The sequence below is a fragment of the candidate division KSB1 bacterium genome, assembly GCA_024655945.1.
Lineage (GTDB): Bacteria > Zhuqueibacterota > Zhuqueibacteria > JANLFK01 > Oleimicrobiaceae > Oleimicrobium.
In genome coordinates, this window is sequence record JANLFK010000002.1 from 421,649 (window position 1) to 438,781 (window position 17,133).

Genomic DNA, 17,133 nt, shown 5'->3' on the forward strand with positions numbered 1-17,133 from the left:
TTTTTCACAAAGCGCCCTTCCCGGCGAACACGGCCGTGAAGGTCTTGAATATGAGTTTCAGGTGCAACAGCAACGAGCGCTGGGCTGCATAGCGCAAGTCCAACCTCACCATTTCGTCAAAGGTCGTGGAGCTCCGGCCATACACCTGCCAGAGTCCGGTGATCCCTGGCTTCACCTCCATGAAGCGGCGCATGTGCCAGCTCTTGTAAGATTCCACCTCGAAGGGCAGAGGCGGCCGCGGCCCCACCAGGCTCATCTGTCCCAACAGGACGTTGACAAGCTGCGGAAGCTCGTCCAGACTCGTCTTTCGTAGAAAGCGACCCACCCGAGTGATTCTTGGGTCATTCACCAGCTTGTAGAGGGGCTGCTCCTCGGTGCCAAAGTTGATCTCCTCGTTCCGGCCTTCGATCAGCTTCTTGACATAGTCGCGGTGCACGGCATCGTCGCAGCCGACGCGCATGGTCCGGAACTTGTACATGGTGAACGGCCTCCCTCGGTAGCCGACCCGCTGCTGCTTGAAAAGCACCGGGCCTTTGGAGGTGAGCTTTATGGCCCCGGCGACCACCGCCATCACAGGGGCAAGGAGTACAATTCCCACAGCGGCGCCCACAATGTCCATCGCCCGCTTGGCGATCTGGTACACCCGCTCCGTCTCGAGATGGACGTCCAAGAAGAGTGGGGTGCTCATGGCCACGGCACCTGCGCCGCCGTGGGACACCTCCCAAACCAGGGGAAGCGACTCTCGCGCCGCACGGCTCCGCCCCTTGCCCGCGGAGAGCTTCATCGCGGCCTCACGGGCTGCCGCATCTGGCGGGAGGAGTCTGGTCTTGGCATGCGCGTACCCGCGGCGTGGCGAGCCAGGATAGGCCACAACATGCACGGCTCGCAGGCACGAAGCCCACTGAACATCACGCCCGTCAGCCCGCAGACGGGCAAGCATCTTGTCCACGACCAGACGTCCATGGGAAAAGGGTGTGTCGGGCAGCAGAACCCCGAGGCGCTTGGCATCCAAGAGCACGCGCACATCATAGTCCCTGGTGGAGGAGCTGATGATGTGCTTCAAATTCTCCACCGCCGCTCTGGATTCGCCTGCGCGACTTTCTTCCAGTTCAAAGACCACCAAGGAAAACGGGGAACCAGTGCGGTCGCTGCGGTGCCGCTCCTTGCGAAGAACCTGGGCAAAGGCGGCCCGTGCGAGCCAGCCGTTACCCTCCACTGCCGAGGAAGGGTTGTCCCCACGCTCCCGATGCCGTTGGCCAGCGCTTCCCTTGCGAGGTTCGAGTGGCCCAAAGGGCGGAGGAAATCCGGCGGCCTGGGTGCCGGCCTTCGCACGCCTCATCCAGCCAAGAGCGAAGTGGTAGCTGTTTCGTGACACCTCTCCTCCACGGAATTCGCCAAACATCACAACCTTTCGTAGAGCCAGCTGGGCAGGTCGAAGCGCCTTCTGTTCAGGATCGCGCCCAAGATGGGCACGCCTGCCCGTTCCAACATCCGCTGTGCCTGCACTACGGCCTCCCACCTGGTGTGGTTGGCGCGCACCACCAAGATGACGGCGTCGCACAGCATGGCATAGCTCACCCCTTCTGCTGCGCCGAGCACGGCGGGAAGATCGACGACCACCAGTCGCACCCTTTCTGCCACTTGCCGCAACGCTCTGCCGAGCTGCTGCAGATCTGCCCTTCCCCGTCCAGAGCCGGCAGGGATCACCAGCAGGCGCGAACTCTCCACCCTGTGCGCCAACTCAGCAAGCGATCGAACCTGCCGCAGCCCGTCGGAAAGGCCCGGGCTCAGAGGGAGGGCAAATGCGCGGTGGATGAAGGGGGCGCCCACGTTTGCATCCACCAGGATGACCGCGTCCGCTGCTTCTGCCGAGCTGGTGACAAGGGATCCGGTCCGTCCCCTGCTCGCGCCCGCTTCGCCGTCCGCGGCCAACAGGAAGGAAATTGCCGCAGCACACGTGGACACCCCTTCTCCCGGCAGAGCGCTGGTCAGACCAACAATGCGTGCACCGGTACGTGCGGCAACCGACTCCACCACATGGGCAACCGCCTTGAGGTCGTTGAGCACGCCTGTAGTTTTCTGGCGCGTACTGACGGCGCGCTGCGACGCAACACGCGTCAGCTGGCTGCTCCCCCCCACGGCATCGGCTCGCGCTCCGCTCCCCATGCGCTGCGCCGATTGCCTGCTGGTTGCCTCTGCCGGACTGACAAGGCCTACCATTCTCGTTTCTCCAAAAGGGTCAGTGCCCCCGCCGCGCACCCGCTACCTCGCGCACGCTGCCCAACACAGGGATGCCCGTTCGCCACTCCAACTCCGCTGGCTCATGCACCGTGTGATCCAAATATTCCGCAACGAAGGCCAGCGTCAGCGAGCCAAAAAGCGCCAGGAGCAGACCCAAGGCCATGTTCAGCCGCTTGTGGGGTCGCACCGGGCGCAAGGGCGGTTCCGCCGAACTGATCACCCGCGCGCTCACCCCCCGCTGCATCCTTGCCAGCGAAATGCGCGCCTGCTCGCGCTGGCGGAGAAGCAGAGAGTAAATCTGCTGATTGTCGTCAATGCCGCGGCTCAGTTGCGAAAACTCGTACTCCTGCTTAGCAAGATTCTGGATGTCCCGCTTGATGCTCGCAATCGATTCCTGCAGAGCCTCCTCCTCAGAACGGAGCGCGGCGATGGCGACTGTCTCCATCTGGATGATCTGCTCAACCTCTTCAGCGATTTGACGCTGCGTGGCAGCTATCTGCTTGTCGAGATTTCTCACCCCCTCGTATTGAGGCGTAAACCGGGTGAGAAGCTGTTCTCGGCGCATCTGCAAGTCCAAGAGTTCGCCGCGCAGCTTGGCAATGTGCTTTTCTCTGCTTGGGCTGTCACTCGACTCGATAGACGGGATGCCTACCCTCCCTTGCGCCAGCTCCTGCTTGAGCACCTGCAGGCGTGCCTCTTTGCCAATGCGCGTGGTGCGCACCTCGGTGAGTCTGGACTCATAGTCAGACAGGCGGTTTAGGAGAATGGTGCGCTGCGCCTCGGGCGAGATCATCGCAGCCGATTGCTTGTAGTTGGCCTGCTTCTCCTGTAGCTCGCGCAGCCGGCTGTCGGCCAAGCGGAGTTGCTCCTGGAAGAACTTATAGGCGGCTGATTGGTCGTAGAGCTGTGCGCGATAGGTGGCGTACGCCTCCACCACCGCATTGGCCGCCGCGGCAGCATAGGCAGGGTCATTGGCCTCAAAGCTTACCAGGATGACATTGGTCTTGGGGACGTTCTCTACGCGCAACCTCTGCTGGAAGTCGATGAGGCTGCTCTCTAGCTTGCGCTGCTCGCCAACCTCTCGCGAGGGAAAAGCTGCCCTGACTGGCACCGGCCCCACCTTCTCCATGGCCCGCGCCGCCACCGGGAGGCTTCGAATGATCTCCGTCTCCGCGTTCACCCAGTCGTAGCGGTCATAGTCCGGCTGCACGCTCACTCCCAACAGGACGGACTTTTCCGAGTCGATCTCCCGCTCTACCAGGAGCTTTGCCGTCGCGCGAAACACCGGGGCTGCCAAGAAGGTGACAGCCGCCACGCCGCCGATGACCGGCGCAGCGAAACCCAGGACGAGCCACTTCCGCCTGAACAGCACCCGCAAGAAACGGAGCAGGGGACTGCTGCCGATGGCCGGTGCAACGAACTCTTGCGTCGCGGTGAATGTGCTCCCTGTCACTGGACTCATTTCCATGAATGGCTCCAAATGATTGGCTAGGGAACCTATGCGCTCCACCCGACACAAACCGCCCGTCCGCCATAAGTCCTTCTGCACTCCGTTAGTTGGTTGTGGTAACCTCTGGTCGCATGGGGCGTGTCTTGCCCCGTCCCATTGAAGCGGCCAACAAACCTTCAACGATGAGCTCGAACTGGTCAGCATCCCGATTGTTGTAGCGCCACTCGAGCTCTTTTATGACAATGAATATGTTGCCTCGATTGATTGCACGATTCCCCAGGAGGTACCCCTTGGCATACTGCCAAAACCCCTGGAGGTAGTCCACATAGACTGCGTCGGCCCACTTCGCCCTCCTCTGCCGACGTCTTCCCCGGTCAACAAAGGCCACGACTGTATCGTACTCTTGCCACGGTTCGGTGTAGAGGATCTTGCCTTTCCGAACGCGCGCCAGGTCCGACTTGAGGACTGCTTCCCCTTGGGCTGCATCTAAGAGCCTGGCTTCTCCATACTCCACCTTGTCGAGCACGCCAATGGCCGGATAGTCCTTAGCCTGCACATCGTCCGCCGTTCCGTGCAGTTGCGGCCCAAGAACCGCATGCCTGATCAGCGTGTAGGCCCTGAGCCCCGTCTTGTAGTTGAGGTTGCATCGCGCTGCCGCCTGTCGCGCTGGCACTTCTGCCACCCAATAGTTCACGATGGACAGCCAGGTCGACAACGGCACATTGAGAACCGAAAACGCCGTGGCCACCAGGGGGCGGAACTCCCAACGGCAACGACGACACTTCAAGCGAGATCTGCTCAGGACATAGAAGCTGTCAAAGTCGCATTTTCCGCACCTCAACATCCCCATTTTCTGCAGGCGCTGCAGCAAGTAGGCATACGCCGCCTCCTCGTCGGTCAGTATGCCGCTCAGTTCCAGCAGTCTACGGCGGAATGTGTCCATTAGCTCAGTCCCATACTCGGCGTACCGATCCACTCCTGACTCGTTTGATGGTCACTTGAGGTGCTGGACACCGCCCTCCGTGCCGGCGCAGCGCCAGAACCTGAGAACCCCCGCCAACCAAGGAAATTGCGCGTTGTACCTCTTACACCTGAACTCCCGCCAGGGCGTACTAAGCCTACCCGCAGTGCAAGAGGCACAATGCTCCCCTTGTCCTCAGAACGTCAATGTCGGAGGGTAGGCAAGCCCGCGCACGACAGCAAATAGCACCGGCGTGGGCTCGCCCTCAGTCGCCTTGATTCAGCGCAACAAGCCCCATGTCATGCAAAGCGAAGCGATTGTGAGTGAGTCGGAAGACTCAAAAGGAAGGAGATGTTAGTGGCCGTTGCTGAAAAACAACCCAAGACCCAGAGACTACTATCCACCCTACCCAGCTGTGGCTAACAGTCCCTTTCCTTTTCCGAAATTCTTCCCCATTGAACTGCTAACCAACATCCATGTCGGCGGGCAACTGACCCTAAAACAGGTCTCGCAGGTAAGGGCTCAATCCTCCCTGTTCGGACGGTGCAAATGTACAAATATTGCACAAGAAAATCAAGCGAAATTTTCAATCATTACCGTTTTTTGCCACCGTCTTCTCGGCAACGTCATGTCCGGCCTTACTGCCATTGCCTGCACGTGCTCCGCTACGGCGCTTTCCATTCTCTCCGCGGCCAAAGGAGACCAACGCGCGGCCTACCGGCTATGCGATTCAGTATCTTGCAAAAATCGTATTCGAGCTACCGCACCAAAAGACCCGACGAGATCCCAAGCGTTCTTCCCTTTCGACAAATGGCGGTCCCTTTCTGGCCAAGCCGTGCCCAGGCAACCTTTCCATATATTGCCACCAGGCACGAGCCCGGCATACCTGACGCCTTCAAACCTCGCGCGGTGGAGGAGGGATTCTCCTTGACTTTCACGGAAAACGGGCTATCTTTAGTTCACAGTCGGGAGGAAACCGCTATGCTTGGACAAATGCGCTACTGCCGTTTGGCAGTTCTGCTTGCCCTTGCCCATTTGGGACTCGGATATGGCCCGTCGGACACTCGCATGGAGTCCCAGCTAACCGTGCACACCGACATCCCTCACGCGCAGGTTGAGGTCGGCGGCCCCTACGCAGGGATCGAAGCTCACCACAGCTCGCCCCTTCTCACCAGGATCAGCTTCTTCTACCCTGTGGCGAACAGTCTGGACAACAGTGAAGACTATTGGACGCGTGATACATCGCGGGTATTCCTCATTGCGCTGAAGGAAGGCGACAACAAACCGCAACTTCTGGAAACCGGCCAGCGTCTCATCTCCCTGACGCCCTACTCGGTGAGTTACCGCCACGAAGCCACATCATGGGAGGCAGAAGTTTCCTACGAGTTCTGCTTGGGAGAACCGGCGTTGCTGGCGACGATTACCCTGAAGAACAAGTCAGCTCGAACCGAACAGTTCGACCTCCGCACGCACCTTGACGCGGCTCTGCGTACCAGCCACACATACGAGCGCAAAGAGAAAGCCTGGACGGAACTCGACGCAAGGGAACGCGCGCTGCTTGTCCACCACTTGGACCCGGAGACAGGACCGGCCGAGCTAATTGTGGTCAACGTGGGCGCCGAACCCCATTCTTTCGCCACGGACGGGCGCGACATAGCGACAACACTTGCCCCGCCTCCCTCCCGCTGGCTCACTGAGATAGACAGTCTCCCCTGCACACTGCTTCCGGAGGCCAACCCTGGTCCGCCCGTGGTGGCCTTCATTTACCGCGCACAGCTGCGCCCTGAGGAGGCGATCACCGTCAAACAGCTAGTCGGCATATGTGCCGCAGGAGAAGGACGCGCACTCGCACAGCACCTCCGTCGCACCTATGAGCGAGAGGTGGCCGCCTACCGCGCGCATGTGCTCCAGGAATCGTTCCGCGGCACGGCGCTCCGGATCCAGGAACCGGGCGCTTTGCACACTGCACGCTGGGCAAGGGGGGTTCTGGCCGCCAACGCCCACTACCTTGCGGGACACATTCTCCCAATGCCGTGCCCGGCAGAGTACAACTTTTTCTTCACGCACGATGCCTTACTCACGGACGTAGCCGCCTGTCGCTTTAACCCCGCCCGCGTGCGCCGTGACCTCCTCTATCTTGCCAGCCTGAAGGATTCGCTCAACACTCTCCCGCACGCCTACTACTGGAAGGACCACCGTTACGTCACCGAACTCGCCGGGCCAGACAATTGGAACCACCTTTGGTTCATCATCGTGGCGGGGCGCTATTTCAAGCACTCTGCAGATCGCAGGACCATGGCTGAGCTCTTGCCGCTCCTCACCAGAAGCCTGCATCTTGTGCTCACCAATTGTGGCGAAGACGACCTCGTCTGGGCATACCGCCCAGACTGGTGGGACATCGGCAGCAACTATGGCCCCCGCGCCTACATGACCATTCTCACCGTGGCCGCCATGCGGGAGTTCATCCACCTATCATGGGGGCTGGGCCAGAAGGATTCCCTGATGCGCTATGAGCAGCTATCGACACGCATGGAGAGGGCCCTGAAGGAACGCCTCTGGGACGACGAGCGCGGCTACCTGATGGACTATCTGCAAGATGGAAAACCTGATCCCCACCTCTATACCGGCCCCTTGCTCGCCGTCCCTTTCGGCCTGCTCGACGGTGCAAAGGCAGAAAGACTTGTGGCCACAGCCCGGCGGGTGCTGGTTGACCAGAACATTGGGGTGCTCAATGCCTATCCTCCGGATTTTGACCAACTGGTCGAGGAATTCCGTTTTCACGGCAACGAGGCCGGGACGCCTTACCACTACCTAAATGGAGGTGTGTGGCCCCACGGCAATGCCTGGTATGCGTTGGCTCTCAATGCCGTCGGTGCCAAGCAGGAAGCGTACGACTTTTTGGCCAAGACCATGAGCTTGCACGGGGTGATGACCAGCCCCAATGGGCAGCCGGCCATGTACGAATACCGCTGTGGCGACCCCAGCGACTCTTTGCGGTACGGGCAGGTGGACAAGCCCCAGTTCCTTTGGGCCGCCGCTTGGTATCTGGAGGCGCTGCTTTCGGTCTATGGCCTGACCGGAAACGCATGGAACCTGAGCATCGATCCTTTCTTGCCCCTGGGGCAAAGCGAGTTTGCCAGCGACTGGTTCGTCGCCGGGAACAAAGTTCTCGTCTCGATCCGAGGACAAGGTCCCGTCATTAGGCGCCTCCGCTTCGATGGGCACGACTACCCTTCTGCAGTGATTCCCCACAAGAGCGCGCCCCGGCGGCGGGTGAACGTGGAGCTCGGCCGTCCACAGCATCCCTATCTCGCCGCGGCCAATTCCGCACTGGTCTCGGCCCGATGGGAAGAACGTGGTGGCCGCCTGGAGCTGCTATTGGCCGCCTTTCCCAGGCATCGCAGTGCGGTGGTGGTGATTTCCCCGTGGCCGCTCGTCAAGGCGTCGCTTGCAAGCGGCGGCTGGCTGCACTGGGACTGCGAGCCTGTTGCCGGTGCTCACCGGGTGACGGTGGTGTTCGCCCACCAGGAAGAGGAAGAGCAGCTTGTGCTCTCCTTCGGCCGCAACTGTTCAGAATGAACAGGCCTCGGCGAGAAAATACCTGGGGACCGCATAGGCTACGCACAGTCGATTTTGCGCCTTCACGCAAAAAAGTACTTGACAAATTGCCGCGTGCGCGTTATATTAAATCGAAACGTTTCGCCCGTCATGCGCCTTCGACTGGGCTTGCAGCAGGGCGTAGTTGAACAGTAGAGGGCAGCTGGAATAGAATCGTTTCGATGAGCCCGACCATCAAGGACGTTGCCCGGCGTGCAGGAGTGGCTGTGTCCACCGTGTCGCTCGTGGTCAACCGCAAAGGGAAAGTAAGCGCAGAGACACGTGAACGCGTGTTGCGCGCCGTGGCTGAGCTCAACTATCACCCCCACCGTTCCGCGCGTGGGCTTGTCACCCAGCGCAGTGGCAACCTCGGATTCATCCTCACCGACGACCACTTCTCCCGAGCTGAACCTTTCTACACGAAAGTCTTTTTGGGTACCGAATTCGAAGCCCGCGGTCACGACTACTACATCCTGTTGACCACCGTCGAACAGCGCTTCCGTCGCGAAGGGGTTCCGCGCTTCTTGCTGGAGCGCGATGTGGACGGTGTCATTTTCGCTGGCAAGGTGCCCTCCCGGCTGGTCGAGTACGTCAAGCAACAGGGCCTCCCTATCGTCTTAGTCGACTACTACCCACCGCGTGGCGATTACTCCTGTGTGCTCATCGACAATGTGGGCGGCGCGCAGCTCGCGGTAAGCCATCTCGTCCACAAGGGGCACCGGCGCATCGCTTTTGTCGGCGGCGACTTGGAACACCCAAGCATTCATGAGCGCTTTCTTGGATATCGGGAAGCCCTGACACAGGCAGGCATCGAGGTGCTCGATGCACTGGTGGTCACCGACCAACCGTACACCGGGACCACTGATGGCTACGAAGCTGCCAAGGAGCTGCTCGACCGAGGACAGCCATTCACGGCACTCTTTGCGGCAAACGACGCGATGGCCGTGGGCGCGCTGCGACTGATGCAGGAAGGCGGAATCAAGGTCCCAAACGACGTAGCCATTGTGGGTTTTGACGATGTGGAGGCGGCGATTACTACCCAGCCGACTTTGACCACCGTGCGGGTCCCCAAGGAAGAGCTCGGCGCCATTGCCGTGCGGCGCCTGGTTGAACAGATCAACCACAACGACCGGGCCATTAGCCGAACGATTGTGCCAACCACCTTAGTGCTGAGAGAATCCGCGTAACTGGCAGGCAATATCCCGAAAGGAGGTGATGTGCGCAGCAACGACTGGTTCGCACTGACCACCGAGAGGAGGTGATGGCCTTCCAAAGACAAACAGCGTGCTTCATGTCGCAAGGGATGACGCGGAGAGATCTCACGCTCCGCAGCTGCTGCACCTAACCAGGAGGAAGCACCATGACTGCGAGACTGCGCACCATTGCTTTGTTCTCCTGCCTATTCCTGGCCCTGCCACTACTCGCCCAGACCAATTTGTTGCCGAATGGGGACATGGAGGAGTTGCGGCCGAATTTCTGGGCTCCCTTTGGCGACAATCAGGCGGGGGTGCAGTGTGAGTGGGCCTGGGAGGGCTATGACAGCCAGCACTCCTTCAAGGTGAGCAAGACGGCCACCACGGCGCAGCCGGCTGGGTGGGTCAGCGAGAACAACGCCAAGTTGTACTGGAACAACGCCAAGGCCGACCGGCTGTACAGCCTCAGCTTCTGGGCGAAGACCGTAGGGGTCAACACCAATCCGGCCACTGATGATGGCAAGATTGGCGTGTTGTTCTCCTTCTACGCCGGCGGTACCTTGTTGGGCGAGCAGTTTGTCACCGTCGATCAGAGTGTGGCCAACAAGGAGTGGACCGAGTACACCGACGGGCTGCTGATTCCTGCGGGCACCGATCCGGACGAGATGTACATGAAGCTGGTGATGGGCAAGGATGCCACGGGCACGGTGTACTTTGACAACATCGGCTGTGGTTCCGACCCCTGGTCGATGTGGCCGTTCAACGGCGATGCGGAAACCCCCGAGGGGTGGATGGAGTGGCATGCGGGCACTGAGGGCTTTGCCAACCTGGACAACACCGAGAAGCACAGTGGCACCTGGTCGGCCCTGTTGCGCGAAACCGACGACAATGGCGACGAGATGGTCTTCTACTCGGAGCCGATCCCGGTGGAGCCCAACACCTGGTACAAGATCAGCGTGTGGGTCAAGCGCGACCAGGGGCTGACCAACCCCGAGTGGTTGCCCTCCAACGTGACCGGCTATCGCCACGACAGCCGCATGAATGTCTGCTTCTTCTACCATCGCGACCCCATCTACACGGATTGGAACCTCACCGGTGGCGATCAGTTCTTCTACTTTGACGAGCGCGACTCCTCCTCGGACTGGACCTACTACACCATCATCTCCAAGTCCCAGCCCGATGCCGCCGGCCTCTCCGTCCGCGCCCGCTTCAACCCCTTCACCAAAGGCTTCTGCTGGTACGATGACTTTACCGTGCAGAAGGTGACTTTGCTGCCCACGGCGGTGGAGCAGTTCCAACCGCTGGCCGGACACCAACTGCCCAAGCAGCACGAGCTGCTGCAGAACTACCCCAACCCCTTCAACCCATCCACGACCATCGAGTACACGGTGCCAAGGGATGGGCAGGTGACGTTGGAGGTCTATAACGTCCTGGGCCAGAAGGTCGCAACTTTGGTGGATGGGTTCCGCTTGGCCGGCCGCTACACGGTCGTGTGGGATGGGACCGACACCTTCGGTAAGCAGGTGCCAAGCGGCATGTACGTCTACAAGCTCAACGGCTCCATCACCCGCAAGATGATGCTGGTGAAGTAGTACCTCCGGAAGGGCTGCCTGCGTTGTTGCAGGCAGCCCTTCAGTTTTCGCCTTGCGGAAAATGCAAGGCAACTGGCCATTCGCGAGAGTGGCCGGCTTTGCGCATCGCCTTGTCATGAATACGGAGGAACGGTGCCGCCACCGTAGGCACCGCTCCTGTCCAACACAGGAGAGGGCAATGAGCCGCAGGTTTGCTGCAATACTTCTGTTGGTGAGTGCCAGTCTCGTCCTGCACTACTTTGGTGGGACGGTGGAGGCTGGAACCACGGGCAAAATCGCCGGCAGGGTCGTCGACACTGACACCAACCAGCCGCTGCCCGGGGTGAATGTGGTCATCGAGGGGACAATGATGGGCGCTGCCACCGACGCCGATGGCTACTACTTCGTCATCAACGTCCCGCCTGGCGTGTACACGGTGAAAGCGAGCATGATCGGCTACCAGGAGGTCCGCTATGAGAACGTGAGGGTCTCCATCGACATGACGACCACGCTCAACTTTCGCCTCAAGGAGACCGTTCTGGACCTCGGCGAGGCGGTGACTGTGGTCGCGGAGCGCCCCTTGGTGCGCAAGGACCTGACCTCAACGGAGGCGGTGGTCAACTCCCAGACCATTCAGCGCCTGCCGGTTGACCGTTTTCACGATGTGGTCAACCTCCAGGCCGGCGTGGTCGAGGGCCACTTCCGCGGCGGTCGCCAAGGCGAAGTGATGTATATGATCGACGGCGTCCCGGTCAACGATATCTACTCGGGCCAGCCGGCGTTCGAGGTGGAGAACAACGCCATCGCCGAGCTCCAGGTCATCAGCGGCACCTTTAATGCAGAGCACGGCCAGGCGATGTCTGGCGTGGTGAACATCGTCACTCGTGAGGGGGGTGACCGCTACGCCGGCAGCCTCTCCGCCTACTTGGGCGACTATCTCTCTTGGGGAAAACAGCAGAAGGAAATCTTCTGGAACATCGACCGGCTGAACCCCTCCTACAACCTGCAGGGCACTCTGAGCGGTCCACTCCCGTTCACTGCCGGCACTATGAACTTTTTCCTCTCGGGACGCTACTACGACAGTGAAGGCTACATCTACGGCAAAGACGTGTGCGGACCCAGCGATCAGTCCGACTTTACCGCCGACGCGGAGTCCAAGTGGACCATCATGTCGCATGGGAAGACCTACTCCTTCTCCGAGGAAGTCGCTCAGCGGCTCATCAGAGAAGCCAAGGCGGTGCCCATGAATCCCGAACGTCGGGCCACTGCGCAGGGGAAGCTGAGTGTGCGGCTGTCCACTGCTGACAAGCTAAGCATCGAGACCCTGCTGCAAGATTCTTACTTCAAGTATTACGACCATCGCTTCCGGCTGAACCCTTCTGGCGATTACAAGCGCTACCAGCGGGGCTACAACACGAGTTTGGCATGGAACAGAGTGTTGAGCCCACGCGCCTTCTTCTCCCTAAAAGGAACCTACTTCTACACCGTCTACAAGCAGTTTGTTCTGGAAGACCCTTTTGACCCAGGATATGTGTCCAGCAGAAGGTTGCAAGATACCGGTGCCAACGCCTTTCTCACTGGCGGCATGCAGATGTGGAATTTCCACCGCAGCACGGGCACGATTGTCGGCAAGTTCGACCTCACCTATCAGGCAACGCAGAGGCAGCAGTTCAAGACCGGCCTCGAGGTGAAACGCCATCGCCTGTGGATGCATGAGTTTGAGGTAGTGCCCGAGCTCCCGGAGCGCGTTCCGCCCAGGACGTCGTTCAACAACAATCAATACACGCACCGCCCTGTGGAGTTTGCCGCCTATGTACAGGACAAGATGGAGTTCGACTACATGATCGTGAATGCGGGAGTGCGGTTCGACCACTTTGAGCCCGACGGCGAAGTGCCGACCAACTTCCGCGAGCCAAGCAGCTCACCGCGGGTGCGTGCAGAGGGCGCCTCGCAACTTAGCCCTCGCCTCGGCATCGCCTATCCCATCACCGAGCGGGGGGTCATTCACGTCTCCTACGGGCATTTCTTCCAGATTCCCAACCTGGACTTCATGTACACCAATCCGGAATTCGACATCTACCCTCTGCAGAGCACTCCCTCTCCTCCGCCTCATAGCCTTCTGAACACCGTCGGCAACACCACCCTGAAGCCGCAGAAGACGGTCATCTACGAGATGGGCTTGCAGCAGCAGTTGACCGAAGACTTAGCTCTGGATGTGACGGCTTACTACAAGGACATCCGCAATCTGCTGGGGACCGAGGTATTGATGACCCTGCAAGGGATTCGCTACGGCCGCTACATCAACCGCGACTATGGAAACGTCAAAGGGGTGACGGTGGCTTTCGAGAAGCGGCATAAGGGCGGGGTAGGCGCCACGTTGGATTATACATTTCAGATTGCCAAAGGGAACGCCTCTGATCCGAACACCGCTTTTCTTGACCAGCAGACGGAGCCACCACGCGAGACGACTAAACAGATGGTGCCGCTCAATTGGGATCGTCGCCATCAGGTCAACGCGACGTTGACCCTGGGCAGTGATGACGACGTCAGCGTCAACCTGATCGGGCGTTTCGGCACAGGACTCCCCTACACCCCCTCGTTCCAGAACATTCAGACCGCGGTGGAAAATAGTGGCCGCAAGCCGCTCCAATACAACGTTGACCTCTACGCCTACAAGACCTTCCGGCTTGGAAAACTGGCGCTGCAACTGTTCCTGCGCGTCTACAACCTGTTTGACCGGTTGAACGAAGTCGAAGTCTTCACCGACACAGGACGGGCCGGCTATTCTCTCGCGCCCGTGTATTCGGGAGGTCTGCGGCCGCGGGGCGTAAACACGCTCGAGCAGTATTACGTGCGCCCGGATTTCTACAGCGCCCCGCGCCAGGTGCAATGCGGCGTGACGTTGGAGTTCTGAGCTGTGGTCTATTCACCAGGTGAGGATAGCGTCATGAAGCGCGTACTTTTCGGACTATTGGCTCTGGCGGCCTTTGCCTGCCCGGAGCTCATGGCACAACGCCCCCCAGACCCTAACACGGGCGACGCGCGCCACCGCCGCCAGGGGATCATGGACGGCAATCTGGTTCGCACTATCTTCATCAACTGGGGGGAAATTGCCCACTGGCCAGATCAGCCCTCCGGTGAGTGGCCCAAGGGCAGCGGCCATTCGTACGTGGATGGGGTGGCACTGGTCGTGCAAGCGCGCACCATCGACAACAAGGGCCAGGTCATCTACCCGATGGAAACGCAGTATCGTGAATTCGTCGACAAGGGCCCAAAGGATGAGTTGTGGGGGTGGGCACCTTTGCCAGGCTATTTCAACCCGCGCGGCGACAAGCCCGCCATGAGCAACGACCCAACGACCTGGCCTGCGCACTGGCCCGACAAACCCTCCGATTGGGACGGCTTCTGGAACGGCTTTTTCGGCAAAGGCGTCACCAATGCCGATTTGGAAACTTACTTCGTATTCGACGACGACCCTGACGAGGAGTGGGATTTCTATCCCGACCCCAGCGACACGACGCGCCGCGGCTTGGGTCTCGAAGCAGCCACGCGCCTCTTTCAGTGGTCGCAAGTGCTGGCCGAAGATGTACTCTTTGCCATCTACTTCATCACCAACGAAGGAAAGACCACCTACGACAGCACCTATTACTGCTTCTACATCGACTGGGGGGTCGGAGGCACCGATGACTCTTCCGACGACACCGGCAACTACGATCTGAAGCTGGACATCGCCTGGGCGTGGGATTGGGACGGCTTTGGCACGCCAGGTCGCTGGTCCCCGGTGGGTGTCGCAGGCTTTGCCTTCCTCGAGAGCCCGGGCATCGAGACCGATGGCCGAGACAACGACGACGACGGGCTTATCGACGAGCGGCGCGACGATCCGAGCCCAGGCGTGTGGCTGGATGCTTACCCGTACGGATGTGCGGACGTGGCAGCCTTCCGCGAGACGTTCAACCGTGAGCCGCGCCCCCATTGGTCGGCGGACGAGGACATGGACTGGATGTCCTTTGAGGACCTGAACGGCAACGGCCACTGGGACGCTGGCGAGCCCCTGCACGACGATGTGGGCGAAGACGGGCTCGGTCCGTTCATGGACGGATACCCCGGCCCTGACCCAGGCGAAGCAGATGGCATGCCCACACCCGGCGAGCCAAACTACAGCTACTTGGACAAAGACGAATCCGACCAGATCGGCCTGACCGGCTTCCGCATCTTTCCGGTGCACACTTACGAGCTGTGGAACGAGGAGCAGAACTGGAAGGTCTTTGTGTCGGCACCTCAGCCCAAAGATGCCCTGCAGGTGACCGCCAACTTGGGCATGTTCTTCTCTTCTGGCCCATTCCCCCTGCGGCCAGGCCAGACCGAAAACTACTCCATGGCCCTGATCTTTGCCGAAGACGCCGACGACTTGGCACGCACCAAGAAGACAGTGCAGCAGATCTACAACGCCGACTACCGCTTTGCCAAGCCACCGGAAAAGCCAACTCTCACCGCCATTCCTGGGGACGGCAAGGTGACCCTCTTGTGGGACAATAGGGCAGAGAGCTCGTGGGATCCCTTCCTCCAGGCGTACGATTTTGAAGGCTACCGCATCTACCGCAGTACCGAGCCTGAATTTTTAGAGAGCAGAATCATCACCGACGCCTACGGCAGACCGACGTTTCGCAAACCGATTGCGCAGTTTGACCTGCAGAACGGCATCAAGGGCCTGCACCCCATCGATGTGGAAGGGGTGAAATTCAACCTGGGCAACGACACCGGCCTGCGCCATGTGTTCATCGACACCGACGTGCAGAACGGCCAGACCTACTATTACGCGGTAGTCTCCTACGACCGCGGTCTGGTGGACACCAGCGCCACCGGCGAGGTCGAAGGTATTGCACCAGCCGAGTGCGCCAGCGTCATCAAGGTCGACATTGCTGGCAACGTGCAGACCGACGTCAATACTGCCGTGGTGGTGCCTAACCCGCCGTCTGCTGGCTACGTGGGCGCCGCCCTGCAGGACCAGGGCGTGACCCACGAAGGGCCTGGGACGGGAAGCCTGCAGGTGCAGTTTGTGATCGAGGATTCGGTCCGTGACAATGCGCGCTACCGAGTGGTGTTCGACGATACCTCCCGCTTTCACAACAGCGGTATACCGTTCTACTCCCTCTACCGGATAGTGTCAGCGGACACAACGCTCCTCTTCCATCGCCTCCCGGTGCTGGAAGAGACAGAATCCCCTCTGTTTGACGGAGTGGTGGTAAACATCTTCAACGACGCCAAGGTCGAGGTGGATTATTCGCGCACGGGTTGGCTGGTTGGCAATTGCAACTACAAGACCTACGTGGACTTTGATCCGCTGTTTGTCAGCCAAAACCCCGCTCTAAACCATTCCACCCCTTATCCTGCCGACTATGAGGTCCGCTTCTCGGACAAGGTCGAGGCCAAGTCGGCACGCAAATTAGGGTTTCCAGAAACGCCCGTGAAGTTCAGCGTGTGGAATGTGACCGAGGGTGTGCCAGCCCAATTCTTCTTCCGGGACATTGTGAAGGATTCGACTCTAACTCCGGACAGCGGCGAGGGCATCACCATCTTCATCGACGACCCACTCTCCTCCTGGAAGGTGACGGCCACCTGGCGATTGACCTTTGAAGTGGACAGCCTGAAGCCGGTGTTCATCCCGCCGGCCCCTGGCGACGTGTTCCGGATCGCCACCACCAAGCCGTTCCGCAAGGGGGAGCGCTTCGAGTTCCAGGTGCGCGCGCCCAAGTACGACGTCCAAGTGGCCAAGTCTATGCTCGACCAGGTCATCGTCGTCCCCAATCCGTATGTGGTAGGCAATAGCTGGGAGCCGCGCAGTCCCTATCGCTTTGGCCGCGGCGAGCGGCGGGTGCAATTCATGAACCTGCCGCCCAAGTGCACCATCCGCATCTACACGGTGCGCGGCCAACTGGTCGATACTATTCACCACGATGTACCGGTGAGCTATGGTGCAGAGACCTGGGATCTGGTCTCCAAAGATGGTCAGGATATCGCCTACGGCATCTACCTCTATCACATCGATGCCCCGGGCATCGGGTCGACGACCGGCCGATTTGCGGTCATCAAGTAGGCACGCTCGCTTTGCAGAGGGAGATT

9 protein-coding genes are annotated in these 17,133 nt (G+C 60.0%); 5 read left to right on the top strand and 4 right to left on the bottom strand.

All coding sequences use genetic code 11. The annotated features are described in order from the left end of the window. Positions 1-4 precede the first annotated feature (4 nt). The 4 genes from NUW13_04765 to NUW13_04780 all read right to left on the bottom strand — a co-directional run bounded on the left by NUW13_04765 (position 5) and on the right by NUW13_04780 (position 4,667). Entirely contained in the window at positions 5-1,375 is a 1,371-nt protein-coding gene (locus NUW13_04765; GenBank protein MCR4438339.1) for a sugar transferase, read from the bottom strand. Positions 1,376-1,401: 26 nt separating this feature from the next. Next, positions 1,402-2,220, bottom strand: a complete 819-nt coding sequence (locus tag NUW13_04770) for a CpsD/CapB family tyrosine-protein kinase (protein MCR4438340.1) — start codon at positions 2,218-2,220, stop codon at positions 1,402-1,404. 19 nt (positions 2,221-2,239) lie between these two features. Further along, positions 2,240-3,709: a Wzz/FepE/Etk N-terminal domain-containing protein gene (locus NUW13_04775; protein ID MCR4438341.1), complete on the bottom strand. Its 1,470-nt coding sequence runs from the start codon at positions 3,707-3,709 to the stop codon at positions 2,240-2,242. 85 nt (positions 3,710-3,794) lie between these two features. Continuing rightward, positions 3,795-4,667 (bottom strand): transposase, encoded by an 873-nt coding sequence (locus NUW13_04780; GenBank protein ID MCR4438342.1) that lies wholly within the window; start codon positions 4,665-4,667, stop codon positions 3,795-3,797. A gap of 966 nt (positions 4,668-5,633) precedes the next feature. Here NUW13_04780 and NUW13_04785 point away from each other — a divergent pair. The 5 genes from NUW13_04785 to NUW13_04805 all read left to right on the top strand — a co-directional run bounded on the left by NUW13_04785 (position 5,634) and on the right by NUW13_04805 (position 17,107). Beyond that, positions 5,634-8,231, top strand: coding sequence for a hypothetical protein (locus tag NUW13_04785; GenBank protein ID MCR4438343.1), 2,598 nt, complete (start codon positions 5,634-5,636; stop codon positions 8,229-8,231). Positions 8,232-8,431: 200 nt separating this feature from the next. Next, on the top strand, positions 8,432-9,436 hold the full coding sequence (locus NUW13_04790; protein MCR4438344.1) for a LacI family transcriptional regulator: 1,005 nt from the start codon (positions 8,432-8,434) through the stop codon (positions 9,434-9,436). Positions 9,437-9,609: 173 nt separating this feature from the next. Further along, a complete protein-coding gene (locus NUW13_04795) occupies positions 9,610-11,034 on the top strand; it encodes a T9SS type A sorting domain-containing protein (GenBank protein ID MCR4438345.1) in 1,425 nt (474 codons plus the stop codon). A gap of 178 nt (positions 11,035-11,212) precedes the next feature. After that, on the top strand, positions 11,213-13,927 hold the full coding sequence (locus tag NUW13_04800) for a TonB-dependent receptor (protein MCR4438346.1): 2,715 nt from the start codon (positions 11,213-11,215) through the stop codon (positions 13,925-13,927). A 33-nt stretch (positions 13,928-13,960) separates the two neighbouring features. Then, positions 13,961-17,107, top strand: a complete 3,147-nt coding sequence (locus NUW13_04805; GenBank protein ID MCR4438347.1) for a hypothetical protein — start codon at positions 13,961-13,963, stop codon at positions 17,105-17,107. The last annotated feature ends 26 nt before the right edge of the window (positions 17,108-17,133 follow it).